The organism is Streptococcus shenyangsis, assembly GCF_006385785.1.
Classification (GTDB): Bacteria; Bacillota; Bacilli; order Lactobacillales; family Streptococcaceae; genus Streptococcus; species Streptococcus shenyangsis.
On sequence record NZ_VFSH01000001.1, the window covers coordinates 124,252 to 147,881 of the forward strand.

The 23,630-nt window shown below is 39.9% G+C and carries 32 protein-coding genes and 1 pseudogene; 12 read left to right on the plus strand and 21 right to left on the minus strand.

What is annotated here, in order from left to right; translation table 11 throughout:
- Positions 1-37 precede the first annotated feature (37 nt).
- The 13 genes from FJR77_RS00640 to FJR77_RS00695 all read right to left on the minus strand — a co-directional run bounded on the left by FJR77_RS00640 (position 38) and on the right by FJR77_RS00695 (position 7,269).
- Positions 38-430, minus strand: coding sequence for a transcriptional regulator (locus FJR77_RS00640; protein ID WP_140832925.1), 393 nt, complete (start codon positions 428-430; stop codon positions 38-40).
- Positions 430-849: a DUF1492 domain-containing protein gene (locus FJR77_RS00645; protein ID WP_077804405.1), complete on the minus strand. Its 420-nt coding sequence runs from the start codon at positions 847-849 to the stop codon at positions 430-432. Before FJR77_RS00645 ends, FJR77_RS00640 begins: the two co-directional genes overlap by 1 nt.
- 118 nt (positions 850-967) lie before the next feature.
- On the minus strand, positions 968-1,282 hold the full coding sequence (locus FJR77_RS00650; protein ID WP_049543972.1) for a hypothetical protein: 315 nt from the start codon (positions 1,280-1,282) through the stop codon (positions 968-970).
- 116 nt (positions 1,283-1,398) lie between these two features.
- Positions 1,399-1,923, minus strand: coding sequence for a hypothetical protein (locus FJR77_RS00655; RefSeq protein ID WP_140832923.1), 525 nt, complete (start codon positions 1,921-1,923; stop codon positions 1,399-1,401).
- 390 nt (positions 1,924-2,313) lie between these two features.
- Positions 2,314-3,753 carry a DNA primase family protein gene (locus FJR77_RS00660; protein WP_140832921.1) on the minus strand — a complete coding sequence of 480 codons (1,440 nt, stop codon included), beginning with the start codon at positions 3,751-3,753 and terminating at the stop codon, positions 2,314-2,316.
- 79 nt (positions 3,754-3,832) lie between these two features.
- Complete coding sequence (locus FJR77_RS00665) at positions 3,833-4,699, minus strand: primase alpha helix C-terminal domain-containing protein (RefSeq protein WP_140832919.1); 867 nt, start codon at positions 4,697-4,699, stop codon at positions 3,833-3,835.
- Position 4,700: 1 nt separating this feature from the next.
- Positions 4,701-4,847, minus strand: coding sequence for a hypothetical protein (locus FJR77_RS10115; RefSeq protein WP_000534152.1), 147 nt, complete (start codon positions 4,845-4,847; stop codon positions 4,701-4,703).
- Positions 4,840-5,115: a hypothetical protein gene (locus FJR77_RS00670; RefSeq protein WP_000492141.1), complete on the minus strand. Its 276-nt coding sequence runs from the start codon at positions 5,113-5,115 to the stop codon at positions 4,840-4,842. Before FJR77_RS00670 ends, FJR77_RS10115 begins: the two co-directional genes overlap by 8 nt.
- Positions 5,108-5,449, minus strand: a complete 342-nt coding sequence (locus tag FJR77_RS00675) for a DNA-binding protein (protein ID WP_140832917.1) — start codon at positions 5,447-5,449, stop codon at positions 5,108-5,110. The genes FJR77_RS00670 and FJR77_RS00675 overlap by 8 nt, the downstream gene beginning before the upstream one ends.
- A complete protein-coding gene (locus FJR77_RS00680; RefSeq protein ID WP_140832915.1) occupies positions 5,446-5,661 on the minus strand; it encodes a hypothetical protein in 216 nt (71 codons plus the stop codon). The genes FJR77_RS00675 and FJR77_RS00680 overlap by 4 nt, the downstream gene beginning before the upstream one ends.
- 98 nt (positions 5,662-5,759) lie before the next feature.
- Positions 5,760-6,053: a hypothetical protein gene (locus FJR77_RS00685; RefSeq protein ID WP_049531945.1), complete on the minus strand. Its 294-nt coding sequence runs from the start codon at positions 6,051-6,053 to the stop codon at positions 5,760-5,762.
- A gap of 356 nt (positions 6,054-6,409) precedes the next feature.
- Positions 6,410-7,036 carry a Rha family transcriptional regulator gene (locus tag FJR77_RS00690; RefSeq protein WP_140832913.1) on the minus strand — a complete coding sequence of 209 codons (627 nt, stop codon included), beginning with the start codon at positions 7,034-7,036 and terminating at the stop codon, positions 6,410-6,412.
- Between the two features lie 14 nt (positions 7,037-7,050).
- The gene (locus FJR77_RS00695) at positions 7,051-7,269 is read right to left on the minus strand and encodes a helix-turn-helix domain-containing protein (protein WP_000809990.1); all 219 of its coding nucleotides are present in this window, start codon (positions 7,267-7,269) and stop codon (positions 7,051-7,053) included.
- Positions 7,270-7,419: 150 nt separating this feature from the next.
- Here FJR77_RS00695 and FJR77_RS00700 point away from each other — a divergent pair, with 150 nt between their 5' ends.
- Both FJR77_RS00700 and FJR77_RS00705 read left to right on the plus strand, forming a co-directional pair.
- Positions 7,420-8,055 carry a helix-turn-helix domain-containing protein gene (locus tag FJR77_RS00700; protein ID WP_001107582.1) on the plus strand — a complete coding sequence of 212 codons (636 nt, stop codon included), beginning with the start codon at positions 7,420-7,422 and terminating at the stop codon, positions 8,053-8,055.
- 87 nt (positions 8,056-8,142) lie between these two features.
- The gene (locus FJR77_RS00705; RefSeq protein ID WP_000389890.1) at positions 8,143-9,132 is read left to right on the plus strand and encodes a DUF3644 domain-containing protein; all 990 of its coding nucleotides are present in this window, start codon (positions 8,143-8,145) and stop codon (positions 9,130-9,132) included.
- A gap of 378 nt (positions 9,133-9,510) precedes the next feature.
- Here FJR77_RS00705 and FJR77_RS00710 read toward each other — a convergent pair whose 3' ends face one another.
- The 3 genes from FJR77_RS00710 to FJR77_RS00720 are packed head-to-tail and all read right to left on the minus strand — an operon-like array spanning position 9,511 to position 11,112.
- Positions 9,511-10,137, minus strand: coding sequence for a Rha family transcriptional regulator (locus FJR77_RS00710; protein WP_140832913.1), 627 nt, complete (start codon positions 10,135-10,137; stop codon positions 9,511-9,513).
- Positions 10,128-10,898, minus strand: a complete 771-nt coding sequence (locus FJR77_RS00715) for a BRO family protein (protein ID WP_000828329.1) — start codon at positions 10,896-10,898, stop codon at positions 10,128-10,130. The genes FJR77_RS00710 and FJR77_RS00715 overlap by 10 nt, the downstream gene beginning before the upstream one ends.
- A 16-nt stretch (positions 10,899-10,914) precedes the next feature.
- On the minus strand, positions 10,915-11,112 hold the full coding sequence (locus FJR77_RS00720) for a helix-turn-helix domain-containing protein (protein ID WP_140832911.1): 198 nt from the start codon (positions 11,110-11,112) through the stop codon (positions 10,915-10,917).
- Between the two features lie 162 nt (positions 11,113-11,274).
- Here FJR77_RS00720 and FJR77_RS00725 point away from each other — a divergent pair, with 162 nt between their 5' ends.
- From FJR77_RS00725 to FJR77_RS00765, 8 genes and pseudogenes are all read left to right on the plus strand, one after another.
- Positions 11,275-11,955, plus strand: a complete 681-nt coding sequence (locus tag FJR77_RS00725; protein ID WP_084954500.1) for a helix-turn-helix domain-containing protein — start codon at positions 11,275-11,277, stop codon at positions 11,953-11,955.
- Between the two features lie 150 nt (positions 11,956-12,105).
- A pseudogene (locus FJR77_RS10430) lies at positions 12,106-12,318 on the plus strand (BRO family protein); the annotation flags it as partial.
- Positions 12,319-12,367: 49 nt separating this feature from the next.
- Positions 12,368-13,372 (plus strand): virulence RhuM family protein, encoded by a 1,005-nt coding sequence (locus tag FJR77_RS00735; RefSeq protein WP_088848292.1) that lies wholly within the window; start codon positions 12,368-12,370, stop codon positions 13,370-13,372.
- A gap of 197 nt (positions 13,373-13,569) precedes the next feature.
- A complete protein-coding gene (locus FJR77_RS00740; protein ID WP_140832909.1) occupies positions 13,570-14,736 on the plus strand; it encodes a tyrosine-type recombinase/integrase in 1,167 nt (388 codons plus the stop codon).
- Between the two features lie 160 nt (positions 14,737-14,896).
- Positions 14,897-15,841 (plus strand): magnesium transporter CorA family protein, encoded by a 945-nt coding sequence (locus tag FJR77_RS00745; protein WP_000815623.1) that lies wholly within the window; start codon positions 14,897-14,899, stop codon positions 15,839-15,841.
- Positions 15,842-15,852: 11 nt separating this feature from the next.
- Positions 15,853-16,530 (plus strand): DUF1129 domain-containing protein, encoded by a 678-nt coding sequence (locus FJR77_RS00750; RefSeq protein WP_140832907.1) that lies wholly within the window; start codon positions 15,853-15,855, stop codon positions 16,528-16,530.
- A gap of 246 nt (positions 16,531-16,776) precedes the next feature.
- Entirely contained in the window at positions 16,777-17,811 is a 1,035-nt protein-coding gene (locus FJR77_RS00760; RefSeq protein WP_140832905.1) for a S66 family peptidase, read from the plus strand.
- A gap of 105 nt (positions 17,812-17,916) precedes the next feature.
- Complete coding sequence (locus FJR77_RS00765; protein ID WP_000166114.1) at positions 17,917-18,180, plus strand: SemiSWEET family transporter; 264 nt, start codon at positions 17,917-17,919, stop codon at positions 18,178-18,180.
- 89 nt (positions 18,181-18,269) lie between these two features.
- Here the strand turns inward: FJR77_RS00765 and FJR77_RS00770 are convergent, their stop codons facing one another.
- From FJR77_RS00770 to mutL, 3 genes are read right to left on the minus strand one after another with little or no spacing between them, the layout of a single operon-like run.
- Positions 18,270-18,833, minus strand: a complete 564-nt coding sequence (locus FJR77_RS00770) for a DNA-3-methyladenine glycosylase I (RefSeq protein WP_000166599.1) — start codon at positions 18,831-18,833, stop codon at positions 18,270-18,272.
- 9 nt (positions 18,834-18,842) lie between these two features.
- Positions 18,843-19,436: a Holliday junction branch migration protein RuvA gene (ruvA, locus tag FJR77_RS00775; protein ID WP_000273423.1), complete on the minus strand. Its 594-nt coding sequence runs from the start codon at positions 19,434-19,436 to the stop codon at positions 18,843-18,845.
- Between the two features lie 15 nt (positions 19,437-19,451).
- Positions 19,452-21,401, minus strand: a complete 1,950-nt coding sequence (mutL, locus tag FJR77_RS00780; protein ID WP_140832903.1) for a DNA mismatch repair endonuclease MutL — start codon at positions 21,399-21,401, stop codon at positions 19,452-19,454.
- Positions 21,402-21,607: 206 nt separating this feature from the next.
- Here mutL and FJR77_RS00790 point away from each other — a divergent pair, with 206 nt between their 5' ends.
- Positions 21,608-22,048 carry a LytTR family DNA-binding domain-containing protein gene (locus FJR77_RS00790; protein WP_000861963.1) on the plus strand — a complete coding sequence of 147 codons (441 nt, stop codon included), beginning with the start codon at positions 21,608-21,610 and terminating at the stop codon, positions 22,046-22,048.
- Positions 22,045-22,503 carry a DUF3021 domain-containing protein gene (locus tag FJR77_RS00795; protein ID WP_140832900.1) on the plus strand — a complete coding sequence of 153 codons (459 nt, stop codon included), beginning with the start codon at positions 22,045-22,047 and terminating at the stop codon, positions 22,501-22,503. Before FJR77_RS00790 ends, FJR77_RS00795 begins: the two co-directional genes overlap by 4 nt.
- Positions 22,504-22,539: 36 nt before the next feature.
- On the opposite strand, the gene nrdI is transcribed toward FJR77_RS00795, so the two are convergent.
- Together nrdI and FJR77_RS00805 are read right to left on the minus strand one after the other, a co-directional pair.
- Positions 22,540-23,004 (minus strand): class Ib ribonucleoside-diphosphate reductase assembly flavoprotein NrdI, encoded by a 465-nt coding sequence (gene nrdI, locus FJR77_RS00800; protein ID WP_140832898.1) that lies wholly within the window; start codon positions 23,002-23,004, stop codon positions 22,540-22,542.
- 78 nt (positions 23,005-23,082) lie between these two features.
- On the minus strand, positions 23,083-23,616 hold the full coding sequence (locus tag FJR77_RS00805; protein ID WP_140832896.1) for an ABC transporter permease: 534 nt from the start codon (positions 23,614-23,616) through the stop codon (positions 23,083-23,085).
- Positions 23,617-23,630 lie beyond the last annotated feature (14 nt).

A 23,630-nucleotide genomic window follows, 5' to 3' on the forward strand; every position in this document is an offset into this window, starting at 1 on the left:
TAAATCTCAACATTTCTCAACAAAACACCACAAACGCCTACCTATATACTTCTAGTTCTCCGTTCTGGTGGATTCTCGCAAAGTTTAAGACGGCTATCTGTTTGTATCGGTGGTAGCTAGTGGAGCTAGTACCTGCCATCTCTACGCATTCACTCATTGTTTTCTTTCTCATATAGCAATAATGGATAATAAAGTATTTTCTGGCTCGTTTATTCTCTATGCTGTTGATGTCGTGGGCGAATATCTCCAACCCCTCACGGATTGCTTTTTCATGCTCACCGCTCAAATTCCACTGATCAGGTAAAACAAGTTTCCAAGCCTCTTCATCGATTGTAACTTGGTTTTCACTCCCTGCCATCCTCTGGAAACGTAGAAAGTAATTCATCCGCTCTCTGACGTTCATCATCGTTTTAAACTTATCCAGCTCCATTAGTTCGCTCCTTCCACCTTGCTCAAGTGTTCTATAGCTTCCTGCTTTACTCGATATACTGTAGTCTTTGATTTATCTATTTCCTCAGCAACCTGCCAAGCGTCTAGATTATTCAAATAAAAAAGTCTTAGAACAGAACGCTCAAGCGGATTGACCAACTTATCAATCAGCCTAGATATTTCCATTCTCTCTTCAGTAAGTCGCTCAATCCTCTGAAGCGTATCCTCTTTTAGTTTTAGAACACTTATAAGATTGTTCTCTGTCTTGTTCTCTCTGCTTGCCTGTACCCTGCTATGGCTTAGTGTTGGCTTTTTGATAATACTACCTTCCAGGGCCTCCAATTCCAAATATAAGCCTTTGATTTCCTTGCTTATCCACTTAACGCCCTCTAGTTTTTCTTTTACCTGCTCTGGTGTCATACCTCGGACTCCTTTATGATATAATATGTTTATCGGATATATCACAAAGGAGTCAGCCCTGTGCTGGCTTTTTTTTGCATTTTCTCGGCGTTCGATCGGAGTTCAAGTATCTGCACCTTTACCATTCCTCGGGTTCGCTAAACATACTTTTAGGCAAGCCACAAACTGAAATTAAATACTGACAAGCGTTGTAATCTACCCAAAGCGCCCCATCTTCAGAATGGTGGAAATACTTGTCTGGTAGCGTTCCAAGGTATGCACCATTTTTATATATAGACACCCCACCTTTTAGGCTTGGTAACAATCCGGTATATCCTCTGCGTAGTCCATGCTTCAAAGCGTTGCTATTGCCATATTTGGGCTTTCTATTGCCCTTGTTGCCTTTTGCTACTTGATTGCCCGGCAAAAATCTCCCTCGGCTATCGCGTTCCATATTTCCCCCTGCTACGGTGTTCGTTTGGTAAATTGCAACTACTTCACTATCTCCCCCTATATGGAAAAACCCAAAACTATTGACTTGTTAACAAAAAGGGGATTGCTCCCCTGTGTTTATTGACCAGAATAATCAGCAAGGCCTTTATATTCGCCCTCTACGTCCAACTTTTGGAGTAGGCTAATACTTTCATCGCCCAGCATTTCCAACGTACCAAAAGCAGTCATAGAGTCCATAGGGATAGGCTTATCAGAAAGCAAGCGATCAGCATAGTCTAATAGTTCCAGCTCGTAGTCTGTGACCTTATTCAGCAAATCCTCAAAATCCTCTGACTCTTTGAGTTGAAGCACGCGCTCCCGTTTATAACGTTCTTCAAATGCTTCATCGTCCACTGGTTGGTTGTAATAGTCTTTGAAACTGTCACAAATACGCTTGAAGGTCTTGTTTAGTTTCTTATCCTCCACATACTCAGCTACAAGCGTCCCTTTATCCTTGTGAGTTATTGAAATGGATGGTACTTCATAAGTCCCAGTCATATATCCCAGTAGCGCGTGACCTGCTACCAGAGCAGTATCTAGGTCTTTAAATTCGTAAGTGAAAGTAAATGTTTTGGCTTTATCCGAAAATGCTTTTAATGTCATGTTGTTTTTCCTCTTTCTGTTTTAAGGGTGTCACTAGTAGTTACACCATTGCAAGGGGGTCGGTACTATCTACCCCATTTTGTTACCTTCTTTAGTGATTTTGTTACCTTCTAGGTAACATAGTTCAGCCTTACTCCCCCAAGGGTTTAGACCATTTTGTTACCATGTTACCTTCTTTTGAAGTCATAGCCCTTATATATAAAAATACTATTTTTTCCCTATATAGAGAGTTAAAAACAAGGTAACAAGGTAACATTTTTCCAAAAAAGTCAGTAGTATCAAGTATTTAACAACGTTACCTTCTTTCTAAACAAGGTAACAAGAAGGTAACATTTTTGGGTAAAAACCTAGATATACCAAGGGTTTAGGGCATAAAAAGAAGGTAACATTTTAGTCTTTAACGACAGCGTGATTAGTTTTGGATAGTTTGGTTCTTTCAAACTCTAACGGATCTAGTTTGTCATAATCTTCAACTTTGACCCTCGCTCTTTTAAGTTTGTAATGATTGGGTGTTAACTGTTGTAAGTGTCTTATCGTTTCTTTTCCTGCCCCGTAAACATTGGGCTTGGGTATTCCCATATCTTCAGCATAATGTTTCAGCGACCTAGTTAGTATAAAAACAGGTACTACGTCCAGCTCATGCCAACCTTTTTCCATGTATTCATGCTTAACCCATGAAAGTAAGTAGTCATTATCCTCCTGGTATTCTTCTAGGAGTCCTTTAACTGCTTTAGGTTCGATAAAGTGAGTAAATGGCTCTTGATTGATAGCTTTGTAGAGGGCATATTCTAGGACTTCCTTGTTTGCTAAAAACTCATTTTTTATCCAAGGTTTTTCCTTCTCCCCGTTAAAGTCAGCATTAAAAGGGACGATCATAATTCTACGATACCAGCCTTTTGTCTTGTTGCCACCATTGGGGATATAATTCCCTGAAAAGATATTGAATAACTTGAAAGTAGCTTCAAAGGCTGGGCGTCCTTTTGGATTAACTAGCACGGTGTCCCCACTAGTGATACTCATTAAATCAGACGGATTTTTTAAGTATTCGTTAGGAGCTTCATCCCCAATATTGCAAACTTTGCCTACCAAGGTCTCCAAGTTATGCTTTTCTCCGAACTGTGCAGGCTTTAAGGCTGATATATTACTTTCCCCTATCAGGTTGATAAGGAAGCGCTGAAATGTCCCTTTACCATTGTTGCCGTCCCCGTAGAAAATGGCAAACTTATTTCGGGTATGGTTAGGGTTAATAGCTTCAAGGATAATCTGCCAAAACAGTGTTACCAGTTCACTATCATTACAAGCGATTGAGTTTAGCCAATCATCAAAAGTTTTGCCCTCTCTATCTATTGGGACTCGTTTAGGCGCGTGGTAGGCCGTGCTTATCTTACTTGTAATTACATACTTAGGACTAAAGGGGAGTAGTTCCTTAGTTTCTAAGTTGATAATGCCGTTCTGTACGGGAATGAGGTTGGAACTTTCTAAAGGTTTTCGTATCTTTGCCAATGTTCTAACCATTAACTTAATCTGTGGCCACTCTCTGGGTTTAATTCTCACATCAAAGGTCTTACACAAAAGATTGAATAGATCATTACTAGCAGTATAGATACCCTCGTCTAAATCGTAGATATAGAGTAGGCTATAATCAGGTATATTGCTCTTGCTGATAAAAGTAAATGTGACAATCTCGCTAAGTATTTTAGCTACTGTGAATGTCTGAGGCATGGCCACCTTTTCGGTAACGTCCCCTGTGGTCTCATTTACCTTAGTTTCGGTATGTTCTGCCCGCCATTCTTCACCAGCTTTAAAGATACGATTTTCAAGCTCCTTCATCGTTCTAGGAGGTTGTTCTTGCTCTCTGACCTCCAAGATTTCACTTTTTAGGTTTGCTAATTCTTCTAGTTCTATGGTTCTAACCTCTCTTTCTATATTCAGCCCGTGCTATACTGCTAAAAGTGCGGTCTAGCTCCTCAATAGGCAATGGTTCAACTGTCACGCTGTTGGCTATCTTTGTTAGTTCATAGGCTGTCTCTAGGTCACAATCAACCCACTTATTGAAGAGTAAGCCTACAAATCGTGTCAGTGCTACGTTGCGCCCTCCCTCATCTCCAAATCCGTTGAAAAGCGTGTCAATAATCCTCATGGTCATAGATTTCTGACCGCTTGGCCTCGGAGTGTATGGAAGGCTTGTAGCATTCCGTTTGACTGGTTCAGCCGTTGTCTGTGGTACTGGATAATCAAGTCCATGCTCCACAATCTTTTGATAACTTGCTGGGTCGCCTGTTGTTACTGGTAGCCCTTGAAGTTGTGACCATGTTAAACTGGCCATATCAAAGGGTAATCCAATCTTGTCAGCAATCTCTTTCACTACCTGCTTATAGGTTGCCTCATTCATCACGTTGTTAGGCTTCACTACAAGGCGAAAACGGGGCTTTTCTAAGCTATGTTTGATAGTCGGGTATAAGATGTAAGAGTAGCCAAATAAAGCGCTAGAAACGGCCTTTATAAAACCCTCAGCCGTCCCCTGTATATCATCATAATCAAGGAAAATCAAATCCCGATAGATTAGACTGGGGTTGTTTCGCTTGTAACTGCCATGCTTTTCTGGCGTCACTTTGCCACTTATACAGTAAGGCGCTTGTGTACGTTTAAATTCTTCAATGTTTGCCCCTTCAGGGACTACCAAAGGCTTAAAGCGTTCAATGTACTGGAACGGCTCAATTTTATCAAATGGATAGACAAGATTACCCTGAAAGCCTCTAGCCTCGTAAATCGTCATATCAGCTCCCTTTCCGACGTTTCTTCCTCAGTTTCTTCAGTTGTTTCCGTTCTTTGAGTTGCTTCAACTTTGGGCGTCTGACCTTGGTTTTATCTTCCTTGGCTAACTTCATACCAGCATAAGCTGGCTCTGTCATGTATCTACCCATTTTCCACCCCCAAAAACTTCCAGATGTCAGTTATTTTATAATAAACCTTTCTTGTATCTTCAAGCGGTGGATGGTATCGCCTTAGCCCTGCTTTTTCCCACTTTTGGAGTGTCAGATATTTTATATCTAACTCGCCCATGACTTCCTGGGCTGAGATTAAACCTGTCAGTCGTGGTTTGACTGTATCACGCGCTTCCAGGTATCTTTCCACTACCTCCAGAATGCCATGCGCTAGGTCTTGCTCGCTTTCTCGGCTTAGGCTAAACATATCCGCCCACCTCCTTCAAGGTTTCTTTGTAGCTTTCTAGGTCGCTATTCATCAACACCGATAGGCGCTTTTCTTCTTCTCGTATCTGATTGTAAAATGTTTTTGCTCCGTCCAGTAGCTCCTCTTTGTTAGCTGGGATAAAATATCCTCTAAATGTCCCATGGCGAACCCCAACAATAGGAACGCTATGGCGCGTGATTAGACGACTGATAATATCTTGCACGGTTCTTTCTGCTAGTTTGGTGAGTAGGCTGATTTCTGCCCCTGTTATGGAGTTCTCAGCCCCTACCTTGATTAGTCTTAATACTCGTTTGTCATTCTCTGATAGACTCATTCAATTCCTCCCCATACATTGACCCCTGCAAGCTGGATATATCGCCCATAATCAGGGTTTAAATCCTCGCTAGGTGTTTCTATCGTCTGTTGGTTTTCTCGCTCAAATTGGGCGCTTTTTTTGCGGTCTCGGTGGTTTAGATAAAGCAATATGCCAATCGATACCACGGTAACAAAAATCGCCTGTATGTTGGTTAAATCTAGTTCGTTCATGTTATGCCCTCGCCTTATAGTTCTTGATAAATTCCGCTTGTTTAGGTTGTTCCATATTCAGCAAGTTGTCTTCGGCTTGTGCCATTTCTTTAATATCTTTAGTCATGGTATGCCTCCAGCTCTTTAGCGTCGTCATTGTTCAAAAGCAAAAAGGCTATTTCATTTAGACGATCGTATAGCTTTTCATTCTGGGCGTATGCTGTATCAGTGTATTTTTTAGCAAGCCATAAGAACATGGTTGTATCTTTCTGTAGTGCAAACTCAAGCCCTTCAAGAGCTAGGTTATTCATTTCTAAAACATTCATGATGTCGGTTAATTCGTTCCCTAATTCTGCTAGTTTCTTAGCCGATAATAGAACTTGTTGGCTTGATGTTGCTTTTTTTGTTGTCATGTTTTTTACCTCTTTTTCTATCTTTTTATACTTGCCACGATGGCTTTTTAATACTTTTTTCTTGCCTACAGCCTCACGCTCTCGGTCGCCAAATTTCTGAGCGTGGGGCTTTTTTGAGTTGTTTCTTATACAGGATATCCTCACGCTCAGACTCGCCAAATTGAAAGCGTGAGAAAGTACCAGTTTTAAGAGTTGGCGCTCTCCGTATGGTCAAATTGCCCTAAATATGCTATAATCTATGTATAAATCTTTACTAAAACCTCTTTGATAATAGCTTGCCTGCTTTGTTAAATTCGTTTTAGTGTTAGTGTGAAAGGCTCTGCGGTGTGGTTATTGCTAAGCCTTTTTTGTTGCTCTCACGCGCTTCTTTGGCGTGTTTTTTTATTTCTGAATGCCATAGCTTTGATTTCCTGATAACTCATATTCAAGCCAATCATGGCTATTACCATATCCTCAAAGGCTTGATATTGCTCCAGCTCGTCACTTGTCAAGCTATCGATGCCATTATAGCCCCCACGTTCTTCCCTTAACTGCTTAGCGTTCCTGTCGGTTACTGCTTTCAGTAGCAGGTTGTTCATGGTGCTATGCGCGTGCTTTGGTGCTTGTTCCCAGTTCTCAATACTGTCATGCAGTGTTTTTCTTTTTGGCTTTTCTAGCGCCCTCTGCATACGAAACTTAGAAAGTTCCTCACGCATTTCAAAGAATGCTTTGACCAGGTTGGTTTTGAAGTTGGCCACTTGCTCGGTATTCTTTAAGAATGTAACTAACAAGGTCGCTTGTTGCTCATTCAAAATATAGTCCTTGGTATTCTGGCCACTCTCCCTAGCTTGGATTTTAAATCCAACCTTTCCGAACTGTTCAAACCTTGCTTGATGTTTGCGGATCGTCTTGGTTATTGTGTGATGTTGCAATCCCGTGCATTCTGCCACAATACTGCTCAGTGTATACGGCTCTTTCTTTCCGTCCATATAGACTAGTTCCATCGGTTTGCTCCTTTCTAAGCAAGTTCGTTTTTTTTCGTACTTTTTCCTAAAAAAATAAGATCAGGGGAAATATTATAAAGTGAAGTTAATTCTCTTAGTAAATCAACAGGAATTTTAGTACTATCTTTTTCGTACTTTGCGATAGTTTGAAAACTTCTATTGATTTTTGAACCAACTTCACGTAACGTATAACCAGCAGAAACTCGCGCTCCTTTTAAAGTAATCTGTTTCATTAAAAAAATCCTTTCTAAAATTCTAATTGAATTGTACTATTATTTTCGTACTTTGTCAATAATTAAATTAAAAAATATTATTATTTTCGTACTTTTTCTATTTTATTGTGTTACAATGAAGTTAGGAAATTTAGGAGGAGGTAAATATACATGGCAAAAAATAGCCCTCAAGATATTAAAAATAGACTCTATTTCTCTGCTAGATTAAATAGACTTATGAAAGAACAAGGTAAAAGACAAATTGACTTACATAATGATTTAGGTATTCCAAAAAGTACGCTAACAGGTTATGTCAAAGGTAGGTCAATGCCAAATACTGAAAACCTCCAAAAAATTGCTGACTATTTTAAAGTAGAGGTCTCAGATATTGACCCCCGTTTTTTTGTTCATGATTCAGAGGTTATTTTAAAGAGTGAGCAGCCTGTTATTGATTTTGTTACAATGTTTGAGTCTTTATCAGAAAGAAAACAAAAGAAATTATTTAAAGGTGTTATAAAAGATTTAGAGCATGATAATTTACCTCATGATTTTTTAAAAGAACCCTCTGACCTCGTTACTCATTTAGGTTCGCAGTTAGATGAACTACTGAGAGCGAAGAAAGAGCGAGAAATGCTTGAAAAAGAAAATAAAATGCTTGAGGAAGAAATTAGAATTTTAAAAATTTCTAATGAATACACCTTAATAGACCCTAAAGATACTGAAGCTATTAAGGATTTTAGAAATAGTCATTCAGAAGAAGATATTATTAAAGTTGAAGAATTACTTAATAAAAAAAAGCAACCATAGCAAAACAGGATGGCCGAAAAAGTCGATTATGCGATCTATAGCATACCACGCGCCACAATATAGAAAATATTTTAAGAGAGGAAACGTATGGAAGATTTAAGTAAAAGATTAGTTAATAAAAGTATTGAGGCTTTTATTATGGGGATTGAAATATATAACAAACCTACAATTAAGTATAGAATTGAGGGTTTTAGTTTTTTTATCTGTAACGCCTGGGAATTAATGCTAAAGGCTTATATCATTAATAATGATGGTGAAGAATCAATATATTTTAAGGATAGTAAGGATAGAACGATATCATTAGAAAATGCAGTTGAAACAGTATTCCCAGATAAACATGGATCATTACGAAAAAATCTAATTCGAATTATAGAACTTAGGAATACTAGTACCCACTTCATAACAGAAGATTATGAACATATCTATGCCCCATTATTTCAAGCATGTGTTTCTAATTATATTTTAAAAATGCAAGAGTTTCACAATGAGGATATCACAAAACAAATTGCACAAAATTTCTTGACTTTATCAGTCCGCATCGACCAACTTAATCAAGAAGAAATTCGAGCCAAGTACTCTCCTAAAATGGCTGAACGTATACTTGCCGAGCAAGATAAAATTGAAAGTGAAATATATACTAATAATTCTGCCTATGCTGTACCTGTTGAAACTCGATTTTATATCACTAAGCTAGAACAAGATGCTGATTTATTTGTTAAACTTGATAAGACTGCGGAAACGAGTATAGGTATAGTTAGAGAGATTAAAGATCCAAACGCTATCTATCCATTAACTACTAGGGAAGTTATTAAAATTGTTAATAGACATCTCAAATCGAAAGGGATTTTATTAACAAAAATAGTCGGTGGAGAAAAACAAAAAAAGACGTTTACAACAAACGACTTACAACTTTTTAATACATTTTATGATATCAAGACAAATCAACGTTATTGCTACCATTATAAAATTGGTAATCGATACGGCTACTCTCAAATCCTCTGCGATTTTATAATTGAGGAAATCGAACGAAATCCTGAAACGTTCGTAGAAAACTTGAAAAAAAGACAAAAAAAATAAGATAACCCCAGGCATATGTGAATTCTCGTCCATTGACTTACTCCCCTTTGGGAACACAACGTTAATCCTTCGCAAGTTATCTTGTTAATTCTATTATACCACGCGCGTGGGAAATGTAAAGTGTTTTGTTAGCTAACTGGTAAACTAACTTTAGAAAAAACTATCAAAAAACACTGTAAAATAAGTGTTTTTACCACTTAACAATTAAGCATAGAATTTACCTATCTAACTTGTTAAACTTGAATACAGGGCAAACTATGAAGCCCTAGCATGATATAAAACCTTTTTGATAATAGCTTGCCTGCTTTGTTAAATTCGTTTTAGTGTTAGTGTGAAAGGCTCTGCGGTGTGGTTATTGCTAAGCCTTTTTTGTTGCTCTCACGCGCTTCTTTGGCGTGTTTTTTTATTTCTGAATGCCATAGCTTTGATTTCCTGATAACTCATATTCAAGCCAATCATGGCTATTACCATATCCTCAAAGGCTTGATATTGCTCCAGCTCGTCACTTGTCAAGCTATCGATGCCATTATAGCCCCCACGTTCTTCCCTTAACTGCTTAGCGTTCCTGTCGGTTACTGCTTTCAGTAGCAGGTTGTTCATGGTGCTATGCGCGTGCTTTGGTGCTTGTTCCCAGTTCTCAATACTGTCATGCAGTGTTTTTCTTTTTGGCTTTTCTAGCGCCCTCTGCATACGAAACTTAGAAAGTTCCTCACGCATTTCAAAGAATGCTTTGACCAGGTTGGTTTTGAAGTTGGCCACTTGCTCGGTATTCTTTAAGAATGTAACTAACAAGGTCGCTTGTTGCTCATTCAAAATATAGTCCTTGGTATTCTGGCCACTCTCCCTAGCTTGGATTTTAAATCCAACCTTTCCGAACTGTTCAAACCTTGCTTGATGTTTGCGGATCGTCTTGGTTATTGTGTGATGTTGCAATCCCGTGCATTCTGCCACAATACTGCTCAGTGTATACGGCTCTTTCTTTCCGTCCATATAGACTAGTTCCATTGTGGTTCTACCTCCTGCATGAATCGGGTTAGCTTGCTTGTCAGACGGCTCTTCTCGTCCATATTCTGAGCCTCTGCAATAGCTTTGGCTAGTGTATCGATATAATACCGCTCTGCCTCTGCCAACGTGTCAGGGGCTTTTATAGTGGTCTGTGGTTCTTCCACCAGTTCCCCAGCCATGTAGTAGCCATTTAGTCGGATTTCTTTCAGAATGTGCTTGACCACTTTTTTAAACTCTTTTGCTAGTGGTTTGCGTGACTGCGATAATACTTCATAGACTCCGAACTCTGTCAGCATATTCATTTCTCTTTTTTGACCTGCCCTATATATTACATAGGTCAGCTTTTCATCATCATCTACCCGTTTTAGTAAATCTGTGGTGTTTTGGATTTCAATCATCTCAGCAACCTCTACCGCTACAAATAACGGATTTTGAATGTCTCCATAAACATCAAAGTGTTTAGATCCAAATCGTTGAGTTGTCACAACTTCCAAAACTTCCTTTTTGTTGTGTGGTTCTCCTTTGGGAAAGAAGTTCCCAAAAAAATCACATAAATCTTTTTGCTGTGTTGTCATGTCTTGCTTAACCTCTCTGTATAACTTGTTTAGTCTTTTTCTGCTTTCCTTGTTGGGCTTATGTTTGCCCTGTGCCCACTTGCCAACTGTTCGGGGGTCTATGCCTATCCGTTGGCCAATAGCTACCAAGTTCAGCCCGTGAGTGGTTCGCATTTCATCGATGACCCTTGTATAGTTCCTCTTCATTGCTTGCCTGCCTTTCTTAATCTTCTGGTGTTAGTAGTTCATCAATAGAAACACCTAGATAGTTAGCAATCTTTAGCAAGGTTTCAATATCTGGGCGCTTAGTACGCTCATAGTATAAAGCTGTGAGTGTGCTTTTTGATAGCCCTGTTTCTCTTGCAACATCTGCCACCTTCAAGCGTTTCTTTGCTAAAATAACACGCATATTATTTTTCAAATCTCTATCCTCCTTTTTTGAGTTTTGTTATATATTAGCGATATCGCTAACAAAAAACATATTACACTACTCTAAAACATTTGTCAATAGTCTGTTATATTTTTTTGTTGTTTGTTTTTTTTAACAATATCGGTTATAATTTAGCTACGGAGGAAACTTACAATGATTAAGACAAATTTCGCTGTACTAATGGCCGAAAGAGGTCTGAAGATAGCAGACGTTTATGAAGATACTGGTATTTCTAAAACCACTCTGATGGCTCTATCAGAAAATACTGGGAAAGGTGTTCAATTTGATACCGTTGATAAGTTATGTAATTACCTTGGAATAGAACTAAAAGATTTTTTTGTATATAGTCCTTATATCTGGAAGGTTTACAATAAAGATAACTATGAGTATAAAGAAGACGGGGATAATGTAATCGCGATTAACCTAAAATCTCCTCATAGTGAGAGGATTTATATCGCTAAATTATTCTTTTTCTCCCCTAAACATATTGATTCTCCAACTGATGACGATAGTATCAAACTGTGGGTACGCCTTTCACTAGATGAAGATAGCGGAAACTTTGGGTATAAGGAATTCTATAATTTTATTTCATCGTTACCCGTTGGATTTCAAACACATTTTTATAATGATGTAATTGAGGTGCTAAAAAATCACTATCTCAATTCTAAAACAGTGATTTCTGCATATAGGTATGATTTTCACCCCACAAAAGAGTATCTAACGGAAATTTCTCTAAATAAAAACGACAAGGTGATTATTTCATTTTTTGATGATTATGGAAGTTCACACGCACCTAAAGAAGTTCAAGTGGACAAAACTATCAAAATTGACTAACCCACGCGCCACAATGTTCAACAATCCTGAAGCGCATGGATTCTCGGGCTTCGCTCGAGCTTCAAGCCTATATAAGCTCTATATCTACCAATTTTGTTGATGTCGACAAATGTCAACCACTTACAATATTTTAGAAAGGACTACCTTATTATGGAACTCCAACAGTACGATGAATTAACTTTTGAAAATATCAAACACATAGACGAAAATGGAGTAGAATTTTGGTACGCTCGGGACTTACAAAAGACCCTTGAGTATACAGAATGGAGGAACTTTCTTCTAGTAATTGATAAGGCAAAGATAGCTTGTGATACCGCCAAAAACCCCATTGTAGAGCATTTTGTTGACGTCAACAAGTCAATTTCAGATGTCAACAAATGTCAACTACTCACAATATTTTAGAAAGGATCTCATGAACGAATTACAATTCTTAATCTATACTGCTGAAAACGATAGCGAGACAGCTAGTGTCATCATCAAAGGCGAAACAATTTGGGCTAGTCAGAAAGAAATGGCTCGCTTGTTTGATGTCGGTGTTCCTGCAATTAGTAAACACCTAAAAAATATCTTTGAAGAGGGCGAATTAGAAGAAAAAGCAACTATTTCCAAAATGGAAACAGTTCAAATAGAGGGTAGTCGTGAAGTTGTACGCCAAGTTGATTTCTATAACCTTGACGCCATCATTTCAGTTGGTTACCGTGTCAATTCCCAAAAAGCTACGAGATTTAGACAGTGGGCTACTTCGGTACTTCGTGAGTACATGATAAAAGGGTTCGCCATGGATGACAACCGTCTGAAACAAGGCGAAAACTTGCTGGAAAAAGACTATTTCCGTGAGCTCTTGGAGCGCGTGCGCTCTATCCGAGCTAGTGAGCGTCGTATATGGTTACAGATTACAGATATTTTTGCAGAAATCTCTATTGACTATGACCCACAAAGTACATTGACTAAGCAATTCTATGCTGATGTACAGAATAAGTTTCATTATGCAATCACTGGCCAAACTGCTGCGGAAATTATCTACACGAAAGCAGACCATACAAAAGACAACATGGGACTTACAACATGGAAAAACTCCCCTAATGGTCGCATACTGCAAGCAGATACCCAAATAGCAAAGAATTACCTAACAGAAAAACAGATCCGTTCCCTTGAAAGAGGAATATCTAGCTATTTTGATTACCTGGAAAGACAGATAGAACAGCGAAAAGCTCAGACAATGCAACAACTAGCCCAAAGCATTGACCGCTTTTTAACTTTCCAAGAATACGATATTTTAGAAGGTCATGGGAAAATCACTTCCAAGGTTGCGAAAGATAAAGCAAAAGCAGAATACCAGCTATTCAACAAAACCCAAAAGATAAACTCGGATTTTGAAAAAACTTTAAAACAGCTAACTGACGATAAAAAACTTTAAATACAGGCTTACTTACTATAAACAAGCTCATAATAGCACCATATCCGTCTTGTTCCCTACTCTGGTATTATTTACCGCCTGACTCTTTAAAATCGAATGTGGGGCAATCTATGAAGCCCTATCATGATTTAAACCACAATCTAAAACCTTTTTGATAATAGCTTGCCTGCTGATGTATTTTAGAAAGGTTTATCATCATGAAAATAACTGAAGTTATAAAAAAAGACGGTAGTAAAGTCTATCGTGCTAATGTATATCTAGGAATTGACCAAGTAACAGGAAAGAAAGTTAAAACTAAGGTAACAGGGCGGACACAAAAGGAAGTTAAGCAGAAAGCTACTCAAGAAAAAATTGCTTTTCAAAAAGCAGGATCCACTAGACAAAAGGCTAGCACCATAAAAAACTATCAAGAATTAGCCAATCTCTGGTTAGAAAGTTATAAGAATACGGTTAAGCCAAACACTCAAGGCAATGTTAGAAAGCTAATTGATAATCATATATTGCCTATTTTTGGGGCTTACAAGCTCGATAAGCTCACTACTCCACTTATCCAGTCCATTATCAACGAACTTGCTGACAAGACTAATAGAGGGGAAAAAGGGGCTTTTCTACACTATGACAAGATACATGCTTTAAACAAACGTATCTTACAGTATGGCGTAACCATGCAAGCTATACCGTCCAATCCTGCGCGTGATGTTGTTTTACCTCGTAACACTCAGAAAGCAAGGCGGAAAAAAGTAAAGCACTTTGAAAATCAAGAACTAAAAAAATTTCTTGGTTATCTCGATAATTTAGATACTCATAGATACCGTTATTACTATGAGACGACGCTCTATAAGTTCCTATTGGCTACTGGTTGCCGTATCAATGAGGCTCTAGCGCTTAGCTGGTCTGATATTGACTTAGATAATGCCGTTGTGCATATTACCAAAACACTAAATCGGGATTTAGAAATCAATAGCCCAAAATCTAAGGCTAGTTATCGGGATATAGATATAGATCAAGCGACTGTTAGCATGCTAAAGCAGTACAAACTGTGCCAAACTAAAGAGGCCTGGAAGATAGGGCAACGTGAAAGCGTGGTATTTTCTGATTTCATTCATGAGTATCCTAGCAGTTCAAGACTTAAAAGAAGATTGCAAACACATTTTAAGCGTGCTGATGTTCCTAACATTGGCTTTCACGGATTCCGTCACACTCACGCTAGTCTCTTGCTTAACTCTGGAATACCATACAAGGAACTCCAGTACCGCCTAGGTCATTCCACTTTATCAATGACCATGGATATATATAGCCACCTCTCAAAAGAGAACGCAAAAAAAGCAGTATCATTCTACGAAACTGCACTAAAAGCACTATAGGGGGAGCAAAAAGGGGAGCAAATTTAAAAATCAACATTTCAAGACAAAGTAAAAATCCAATAGCAACAGGATTTTTGTTAGATTTATTTTGAAAAAGGCCGATTTTGTAGTATAATAGTACGGTGTGAAAAAATCTGAAAAATGAGAAAGGATAAGGGATATGAAACAAGTTTTTCTCTCTACAACAACTGAATTTAAAGAGATCGATACACTTGAACCGGGTACTTGGATCAATCTCGTCAATCCAACTCAAAATGAATCACTCGAAATCGCTAACGCCTTCGATATCGATATTGCCGATCTTCGAGCACCGCTCGATGCGGAAGAAATGTCTCGTATTACCATTGAAGACGAGTATACCCTGATTATCGTAGACGTACCGGTCACAGAGGAAAGAAATAACCGCACCTACTACGTAACCATCCCGCTTGGTATTATCATCACCGAGGAAACCATTATCACTACGTGTTTGGAACCATTACCAGTCCTCGATGTCTTTATCAACCGTCGCTTGCGTAATTTCTACACCTTCATGCGTTCGCGTTTCATCTTCCAGATTCTCTATCGCAATGCAGAGCTTTACCTAACAGCTCTTCGTTCGATTGATCGCAAGAGTGAGCAAATCGAAAGTCAACTGCATCAATCAACTCGTAATGAAGAATTGATTGAGCTCATGGAATTGGAAAAAACCATCGTCTATTTCAAGGCTTCCCTCAAAACGAATGAGCGTGTGATTAAGAAATTGACCAGCTCAACCAGCAATATCAAGAAATACCTTGAGGACGAAGACTTGCTTGAAGATACCCTGATTGAAACTCAACAGGCTATCGAGATGGCAGACATTTATGGAAACGTCTTGCATTCTATGACAGAGACCTTCGCCTCTATCATTTCCAACAACCAGAACAACATCATGAAAACCTTGGCCCTTGTGACCATCGTCATGTCCATCCCAACTATGGTCTTTTCTGCCTACGGGATGAACTTTAAGGATAATGAAATCCCTCTAAACGGTGAGCCAAATGCCTTCTGGTTAATCGTCTTTATCGCCTTTGCTATGAGTGTCTCGCTCACTCTCTATCTCATCCATAAAAAATGGTTCTAAGAGGAGTTCCTATGTCTCAGATTGATCTACAAAAATTAACAAAGAAAAATCAAGAATTTATCCACATCGCTACCCAACAATTCATCAAAGATGGAAAAACAGACGCTGAAATCAAGACTATTTTTGAGGAAGTCATTCCTCAAATCCTTGAAGAGCAAGCCAAAGGTACGACTGCTCGCTCCCTCTATGGCGCACCAACTCACTGGGCTCACAGCTTCACTGTCAAGGAGCAATATGAAAAAGAGCATCCAAAAGAAAATGATGATCCAAAACTCATGATTATGGACTCAGCCCTTTTCATCACTAGCCTCTTCGCCCTCGTCAGCGCCCTCACAACCTTCTTCTCAGCAGATCAGGCTATCGGTTACGGTTTGATTACCCTCCTGCTAGTTGGACTGGTTGGTGGATTTGCCTTCTACTTGATGTACTACTTCGTTTACCAATACTATGGACCAGATATGGACCGCAGTCAACGTCCACCTTTCTGGAAATCTGTACTGGTTATCCTAGTTTCTATGTTCCTTTGGTTGCTTGTCTTCTTTGCAACAAGCTTCCTACCAGCTAACCTTAACCCCGTACTTGCTCCATTGCCACTAGCTATTATCGGAGCAATTCTCCTAGCCCTTCGCTTCTATCTCAAGAAACGCTTGAACATCCGCAGCGCAAGTGCAGGACCAACACGCTATTAAGAAGAATCATAAAAGCAACTGCAGGTGCGGTTGCTTTTTTACTACTTTCCTGATTTAAAAGCATTCTTCTGAAATCCCACATAGCTTTCTCTCATCTTTTGTGATAGAATAGGCTCATACTCAATGAAAATCAAAGAGCAAACTAGGAAGCTAGCCGCAGGCTGTACTTGAGTACGGCAAGGCAAAGCTGACGTGGTTTGAATTTGATTTTCGAAGAGTATCAATCTATTTCTAGGAGGATGAGATATGGTTTCTACTGTTGGTATTGTTAGTTTATCTAGTGGCATTATAGGAGAAGACTTTGTCAAACACGAAGTGGACTTGGGTGTCCAACGTCTCAAGGACTCAGGACTTAATCCTATCTTTTTACCCCATTCGTTAAAAGGCTTAGACTTTATCAAGGACCATCCTGAAGCGCGTGCAGAGGATTTGATGCAAGCCTTTTCCGATGATAGCATCGACATGATCCTATGTGCCATCGGTGGAGACGACACCTATCGTTTGTTGCCCTACCTTTTTGAAAATGACCAACTAGAAAAGGTTATTCAACAAAAGATTTTTCTTGGCTTCTCGGATACAACTATGAACCATCTCATGTTGCATAAACTAGGAATCAAGACTTTTTATGGTCAATCCTTCTTAGCAGACATTTGTGAATTAGACAAGGAGATGTTGCCCTATAGCCTTCACTACTTTAAAGAATTGATTGAGACGGGAAGAATCTCAGAAATCCGCCCTAGTGACGTTTGGTATGAGGAACGAACTGATTTTAGTCCCAAGGCTCTAGGAACACCTCGTATCAGTCATACAAATACTGGTTTTGACTTGTTACAAGGAAATGCCCAGTTCGAGGGGGAAATCCTCGGCGGTTGCCTCGAATCCCTCTACGATATCTTTGACAACTCTCGATACGCAGATAGCACGGAGCTCTGCCAAAAATACAGACTTTTCCCTGACTTGTCAGACTGGGAAGGAAAAATCCTCTTGCTAGAAACAAGCGAAGAAAAGCCTGAGCCGGAAGACTTCAAAAAGATGTTGCGGACTTTAAAGGACACTGGCATATTCGCGGTCATCAGTGGACTCCTGGTCGGAAAACCTATGGATGAAACTTTCTATGGCGACTATAAAGAGGCACTATTGGATATTATTGACAGCAATATCCCGATTCTCTATAATCTAAATGTTGGCCACGCAACTCCAAGAGCAATTGTCCCCTTTGGCGTCCATGCCCATGTAGATGCACAGGAGCAAGTCATTCGCTTTGACTATAACAAAAAATAAATAGTTTCTCTATTTTTGTGCTTTTGTATTCGTTTTCGTTACAATTTGTATCTGAATTTATTGCATTTCGCTAATTTCTATGTTATCCTTTTGAAGGAGGTGTATATGACAAAACAAAAAATTAATCGAATCGTAGGTTCTATTGGTGCCTTTATTGGAATTATAGTATTTATTGCCTACATACCTCAAATTATCGCTAATTTACAGGGAAATAAAGCTCAACCATTTCAACCTTTATCAGCTGCTATATCTTGCTTAATCTGGGTTATTTATGGATGGACAAAGGAACCTAAGAAGGATTGGATACTAATCATTCCAAATTCAGCTGGTGTTATTTTAGGTGGAATCACTTTTTTGACTTCACTCTAACAAATCTAATAGTATATATAAAAAGCTGGGAAAAGTTTCTCAGCTTTTTTCTATATTCTATTCTCAGATATGCGAGTTACCTGTACACACTAATGACCGCTTTTCCACTCACAATCGTTCTCATGGTCATCAACCAGGCCTGCAGCCTGTAGAAAAGACAAGACGGCGACTGGGCCTGTGAACTTGAAGCCTCGTTTTTTGAGATCTTTGGCTAATTTCTCAGATAAGGGGGTTTTAGCTGGGGCTTGGCGGTAATCGGGAACATCGTTAACGATCGTTTTCCCCTCAACAAAGGACCAAAGATAGGCATCAAAAGAGCCATAGTCTTCCTGTAGTCGTAAAAAGGCTTGGGCGTTAGTGCGTGTAGCAAAAATCTTGGCTCTATTTCGAATGATGGATGGATTATCCAGCAAGGCTTCCAATTCAGTGTCGGTCATCTCTGCGACCGCTTGAATTTGATAGCTATGAAAGGCTTCTCGGAAAGCTTGGCGTTTGTTGAGTACCGTTTCCCAAGACAGGCCTGCCTGATAGGTTTCCATACACAACAACTCAAACAATGCTTGGTCATCATGGAGGGGCTGGCCCCACTCCTCATCATGATAGGCAATGTAGAGCGGATTGGTCATCTTGACCCACGAACAACGTTTTGTCATGCTCTGCTCCTATTTGACCAACATTTTAAGGGCAGACTTGATATAGTTCTCAGCTGTATCTGTCGTTCCTTCAAAGAATTTCTTGATTTTCTTGAGCTCAGTTGCCTTGTAGCCTAGCGCCAACATGGCTTCCATAGCTTCTTCCAATTCTTGGTTTTCAGCGCTAGCTTGCACTGCCACCTTGGCAGGAAGATCATCTCCTGCAACTACTACCTTGCCTTCCAAGTCCAGCACCATCTGCTGGGCTGTTTTCTTGCCAATTTTAGGGAACTTGGTCAAGTAGGTGATGTTCTTTGTTTCGATGGCTTGAACCAAGCCAGCATTGTCATCAGCAGCAATAATAGCAAGAGCTGATACAGGACCAATCCCAGAGACCGAAATCAGACTAAGAAAGAGCTTTTTCTCATCCTCTGAGCGAAATCCATAAAGCAGATGGGCGTCCTCACGCACGACCTGATGAACATAAATTTGAGCTTCTTGGTTAACCTGACCTGAATAGGCATAAGGATTGGCCACATGCAAGATATAGCCGATACCGTTGACTTCAAGAACAATGTATTTGGCAGTGATTTTGGTGATGATTCCTTTTAGATATTCGTACATAGTTTTCCTTTTAGTTTAATATTTCCCCAACTCACGGAGACTGGTGTGATTTTCCTGAATGCGTCGGAACATCTTTTCCATATCCGACTTGGTAAAATGCACCAAAACAGGACGTCCGTGGGGACAGTTATAGGGATTGTCACATTGAGAAAGTTGATAAAGGAGCTGTCTGGCCGAATGATCGTCAATACGATGGTTGGCCTTGATAGACCGTTTGCAGGACATCATAATAGCCAGCTCTGCTCGGTATTTCTTGATAGAAACTTCCTTGGTCAAAAGGAGCATGTCGCACATCTCATAGATGCCTGACTCAATCTCCTCCTCTGCCATCCAAATAGGATGTTCACGTAAGATGAATTGATTTTCTCCGTACTCTGCTAGAAAGACGCCCACTTCCTCTAAAAGTGCCATTCTTTCCTTGAGACGAAGGGCATCATCCGCTGGAAATTCAAAGATATAGGGCACTAGGAGTTGCTGCTGGCTCTGGTCAACATTGCCAATGCTTTCACGATACTCCTCGTACTTGACCCGTTCCTGAGCCGCATGTTGGTCTATGATGTAGAGCCCATCTCGCCCTTGGGCAAAGAGATAGGTTCCATGCATTTGTCCGAAAAATTCCAACTCTGGGAAGCTGGATGATTCTTCTCGCTCCAGCTTGTCATAGGCCTTATCCAAACTGGCTAAATCTAGCTCTGGATGGTCTAGTTGGTCATAATTAACAGGCTTTCTCTCTGCAAAATGCAGTTTTGCTGGCTTGGTTAGCTGATCCAAGGTTTCCTTGGCAAATAAAGTCAAATCCTGTCCTTCATCAGTCAATTCTACCTGATAATCAGCCACCTCAGCTTGACTAGGTCTTGTCGGATCAGTATTCTCATAGTAGAGCGTATTTTCTTTGAGCGGGAGAATGGTCTGCTCCACCTTTTGACGATTACGCACAGTCGATTTGGCAAGATTTTCCAAAGCATCTGGGATCAAGGTTTGTTCCTTGAGACTATTAGAAATAGCTTCTGAGACCAGCGTCATCAGTTCTTTTTCCTTAGAAATCCGCACCTCTTGCTTGGTTGGATGCACATTGACATCCGCTAGATAAGGGTCGATATGGATGTGAATGACAGCCAGTGGAAAACGTCCCACCATGAGCTTACTTCCATAGCCGTCTAGAATTGCACGGTTAAGCAAAAAGTTCTTGATATAACGGCCATTGATGAAGAGACTGATATAGTTACGGTTGGCTCGAGTTAACTCAGGCAAGGACACAAAGCCAGAAATTTCGAAATCAAGGTCAGAATTCTCAATTTCAATCATCTTCTTTGCACTCGCCAAACCGTAAATCCCTGCGATTGCTTGGCGCAGTTGACCAGTCCCAGCTGTCCGCGTCATTTCCTTACCATCACTAATCAAGCTAAAAGAAATCTCATGATGGGCCAAGCCCAGACGGTTGACAATATCAATGATATGAGACAACTCTGCTTGCTGGCTCTTCATATACTTGAGGCGGGCAGGCGTATTGAAAAAGAGATCCTCCACACAAACCTTGGTTCCCACAGGACTAGTCGCTGGGATGACTTCTTCAACTTCTCCCCCACGCGCGACTAACTTGGTTCCGTGACTTGCGCCCTCAACTGCTGTCAAAAGAGTTAAAACGCTGACGGATGCGATAGAAGGCAGAGCTTCACCACGAAAACCAAGCGTGCGAATTCGAAAGAGGTCTGCTTGATTTTTTATCTTACTGGTCGCATGACGACGCAGAGCCAATCCCACCTCATCGTGGGCAATTCCATGACCATTATCTGTGATTTGAATTTTCTTGAGACCTGCTTCCTCAATCTCAATGATAATCTGACTAGAACCCGCGTCAATGGCGTTTTCTACCAGCTCCTTAACAACGCTAGCTGGACGCTCGATAACCTCTCCAGCGGCAATCTGGTTTGCCAGCACCTCTGGTAATTCAATAATATGAGACATCTTTCAGCCCCTTTCCGTATCTATTTTCCTAGAAATTGATTAGTGCTATTATACCATATTTCAGATGGGACAGAGAAACAAGCACCACATAGAAGCCAAATCCCTCCACATAGACAAAGTCCCTTGCCAGGTGTCGTAAAATAGTGTTTAATAAAGGTATACAAGAAGTGATCACAATTTTGTATGAAAAACAAGGAGAGAAATTTATGAAAGTAGAACTACAGATTAGTGAAACTTACGAAGAGGAAAAGCTGATTGTTCAAGCACCTCAGCCGACAGATAAAATCCAGAAAGTCATCGAGTTCGCAGAAAATCTGGATCTAACAGAAAAAATCAAAGGGAAAATCGATAATCAGGTCTATCTAGTTAAGGTTGGCAAGATTCAACGCTTCTATATCGAGAATCGGAAGGTTCTAGCAGAAACCGCGAGTCAGACCTACAGCATTGATTTGCGACTCTATCAGGTCCTTGAAATTCTGCCAACCAATTTTATCCAAATTTCCCAATCAGAAATCATCAATATCGATTCCATCTCTCATCTCAAGCTCACCCCCAACGGCCTAGTAGAAATTTTCTTGAAAAACGAAAGCTTCACCTACTCTTCACGCCGTTATCTAAAAACCATCAAGGAGAAATTAGAACTATGAAAAAACAAATCTTCCACGACGCAGCTACTGGTGTCCTCATCGGTCTCATCCTCTCTATCATCTTTTCACTCATTTATGCACCAAGTACCTACGCCCCGTTAAGTCCCGACTCTCTCATCGGACAAGTGATGACTCAACATCAAGTTCACGGTGCCTTGGTCTTGCTCTACTGCACACTGATCTGGGCAGCCATCGGTATTCTCTTCAACTTTGGCAAGCGATTATTCAGTCGTGACTGGAGCTTGCTCCGTGCAACTCTGACCCATTTCTTCCTTATGCTAGTAGGATTTATCCCATTAGCAACCCTAGCAGGTTGGTTCCCCTTCCACTGGATTTTCTATCTCCAACTCATTATCGAGTTTGCGATTGTCTACCTCATCATTTGGACTATTTCCTATAAAAGAGCATCAAAAAAAGTAGACCATATCAATCAACTCTTGGAGCATAGAAAGTAGGAACTACCTAGGATAAATAAAAAGTCAAGCCGAAGCTTAACTTTCCAACTCATACAAATCTGCAATAATAGCTGCGACACGTTTGATATCTTCCAGCATGCCTCGCATTTCAAAGTCAGCCAAGACAGGGAAACCAAAGCGTTGGCTGTATTGCTTGGCTGTCAGGCAGTATTGGTTATTAAAGTTACGATTTCCTGAACCAACCACACCAAAACACTTACTAGCATTGTCACCATAGGCGATAAAATCCCCCACTGGTGTCGTCAAGATCTCGACATCTCCGTTATCAAGGCCATTCCCACCTTCTAGGTAGGTCGGTAGAAAGGCGATGTAAGGGTGGTCCATTTCATAGAAATCGTGACCTTCCTTGATCAAATCCTTAATATGAATCTTTTGAACCTCAATTCCCTCGTACTGGGACAAGAGATAGTCTTTCAAGCGCGTCACAAAACTCTCAGTATTGCCACTCAGACTGATATAGACTAAAGAAATTGTCTTCATATTTTACCTCCATAATTTTATCTATAATCGAAAAATAACTACCAAGATTGTAACTTGATAGTTATTTTTTGTCAATACTTAGGCAAACTCTCCTGTTTCCTCTTCTTCAGCCAAGGCTTTTTGTTGACGCCACATCTTATAGAAGACAAGGGCTAGGAAAAGAACATTGATGACGATAGAGAAAATGCTAACGGCTTGTGAAATAACACTTATCCCTAAACGCATGGTCTCATCGTGAACTAACTGCACAGCGTCTTGTAAAGTCACATAGCTATAAATCGAACCAATAATGGCTAGCAAAACATAGCCGACATAAGTATAGTTTGCATATTGTAAATTCTTACGAATAAGGAATACAATCGCTACTACCACTAAAATAGCAGATAACACAATCAAGGCCATATTAAAAATAGAATGAGTTGATTCTGCTACTCTATAGCTGTAATTAAGCTGGTCTTCTAATTGCTGAGCACTAATCCCTTCAATAGTTTTCTGACTCGCACGAAAGGCTTCTTTGCTAGGCAAGGGACTCAACATTCCAAATAGAGACGCAGCTGAAATCAGAGCAGACAAGATTAGCAAGACCCATAGATAAATCGGTTTCTTTTTCATGATAGAACCTCCTG

Coding starts and splice junctions, on each gene's coding strand:
- FJR77_RS00640 (WP_140832925.1), bottom strand. CDS start 430: ATGGAGCTGGATAAGTTTAAAACGATGATGAACGTCAGAGAGCGGATG.
- FJR77_RS00645 (WP_077804405.1), bottom strand. CDS start 849: ATGACACCAGAGCAGGTAAAAGAAAAACTAGAGGGCGTTAAGTGGATA.
- FJR77_RS00650 (WP_049543972.1), bottom strand. CDS start 1,282: ATGGAACGCGATAGCCGAGGGAGATTTTTGCCGGGCAATCAAGTAGCA.
- FJR77_RS00655 (WP_140832923.1), bottom strand. CDS start 1,923: ATGACATTAAAAGCATTTTCGGATAAAGCCAAAACATTTACTTTCACT.
- FJR77_RS00660 (WP_140832921.1), bottom strand. CDS start 3,753: ATGAAGGAGCTTGAAAATCGTATCTTTAAAGCTGGTGAAGAATGGCGG.
- FJR77_RS00665 (WP_140832919.1), bottom strand. CDS start 4,699: ATGACGATTTACGAGGCTAGAGGCTTTCAGGGTAATCTTGTCTATCCA.
- FJR77_RS10115 (WP_000534152.1), bottom strand. CDS start 4,847: ATGGGTAGATACATGACAGAGCCAGCTTATGCTGGTATGAAGTTAGCC.
- FJR77_RS00670 (WP_000492141.1), bottom strand. CDS start 5,115: ATGTTTAGCCTAAGCCGAGAAAGCGAGCAAGACCTAGCGCATGGCATT.
- FJR77_RS00675 (WP_140832917.1), bottom strand. CDS start 5,449: ATGAGTCTATCAGAGAATGACAAACGAGTATTAAGACTAATCAAGGTA.
- FJR77_RS00680 (WP_140832915.1), bottom strand. CDS start 5,661: ATGAACGAACTAGATTTAACCAACATACAGGCGATTTTTGTTACCGTG.
- FJR77_RS00685 (WP_049531945.1), bottom strand. CDS start 6,053: ATGACAACAAAAAAAGCAACATCAAGCCAACAAGTTCTATTATCGGCT.
- FJR77_RS00690 (WP_140832913.1), bottom strand. CDS start 7,036: ATGGAACTAGTCTATATGGACGGAAAGAAAGAGCCGTATACACTGAGC.
- FJR77_RS00695 (WP_000809990.1), bottom strand. CDS start 7,269: ATGAAACAGATTACTTTAAAAGGAGCGCGAGTTTCTGCTGGTTATACG.
- FJR77_RS00700 (WP_001107582.1), top strand. CDS start 7,420: ATGGCAAAAAATAGCCCTCAAGATATTAAAAATAGACTCTATTTCTCT.
- FJR77_RS00705 (WP_000389890.1), top strand. CDS start 8,143: ATGGAAGATTTAAGTAAAAGATTAGTTAATAAAAGTATTGAGGCTTTT.
- FJR77_RS00710 (WP_140832913.1), bottom strand. CDS start 10,137: ATGGAACTAGTCTATATGGACGGAAAGAAAGAGCCGTATACACTGAGC.
- FJR77_RS00715 (WP_000828329.1), bottom strand. CDS start 10,898: ATGAAGAGGAACTATACAAGGGTCATCGATGAAATGCGAACCACTCAC.
- FJR77_RS00725 (WP_084954500.1), top strand. CDS start 11,275: ATGATTAAGACAAATTTCGCTGTACTAATGGCCGAAAGAGGTCTGAAG.
- FJR77_RS00735 (WP_088848292.1), top strand. CDS start 12,368: ATGAACGAATTACAATTCTTAATCTATACTGCTGAAAACGATAGCGAG.
- FJR77_RS00740 (WP_140832909.1), top strand. CDS start 13,570: ATGAAAATAACTGAAGTTATAAAAAAAGACGGTAGTAAAGTCTATCGT.
- FJR77_RS00745 (WP_000815623.1), top strand. CDS start 14,897: ATGAAACAAGTTTTTCTCTCTACAACAACTGAATTTAAAGAGATCGAT.
- FJR77_RS00750 (WP_140832907.1), top strand. CDS start 15,853: ATGTCTCAGATTGATCTACAAAAATTAACAAAGAAAAATCAAGAATTT.
- FJR77_RS00760 (WP_140832905.1), top strand. CDS start 16,777: ATGGTTTCTACTGTTGGTATTGTTAGTTTATCTAGTGGCATTATAGGA.
- FJR77_RS00765 (WP_000166114.1), top strand. CDS start 17,917: ATGACAAAACAAAAAATTAATCGAATCGTAGGTTCTATTGGTGCCTTT.
- FJR77_RS00770 (WP_000166599.1), bottom strand. CDS start 18,833: ATGACAAAACGTTGTTCGTGGGTCAAGATGACCAATCCGCTCTACATT.
- ruvA (WP_000273423.1), bottom strand. CDS start 19,436: ATGTACGAATATCTAAAAGGAATCATCACCAAAATCACTGCCAAATAC.
- mutL (WP_140832903.1), bottom strand. CDS start 21,401: ATGTCTCATATTATTGAATTACCAGAGGTGCTGGCAAACCAGATTGCC.
- FJR77_RS00790 (WP_000861963.1), top strand. CDS start 21,608: ATGAAAGTAGAACTACAGATTAGTGAAACTTACGAAGAGGAAAAGCTG.
- FJR77_RS00795 (WP_140832900.1), top strand. CDS start 22,045: ATGAAAAAACAAATCTTCCACGACGCAGCTACTGGTGTCCTCATCGGT.
- nrdI (WP_140832898.1), bottom strand. CDS start 23,004: ATGAAGACAATTTCTTTAGTCTATATCAGTCTGAGTGGCAATACTGAG.
- FJR77_RS00805 (WP_140832896.1), bottom strand. CDS start 23,616: ATGAAAAAGAAACCGATTTATCTATGGGTCTTGCTAATCTTGTCTGCT.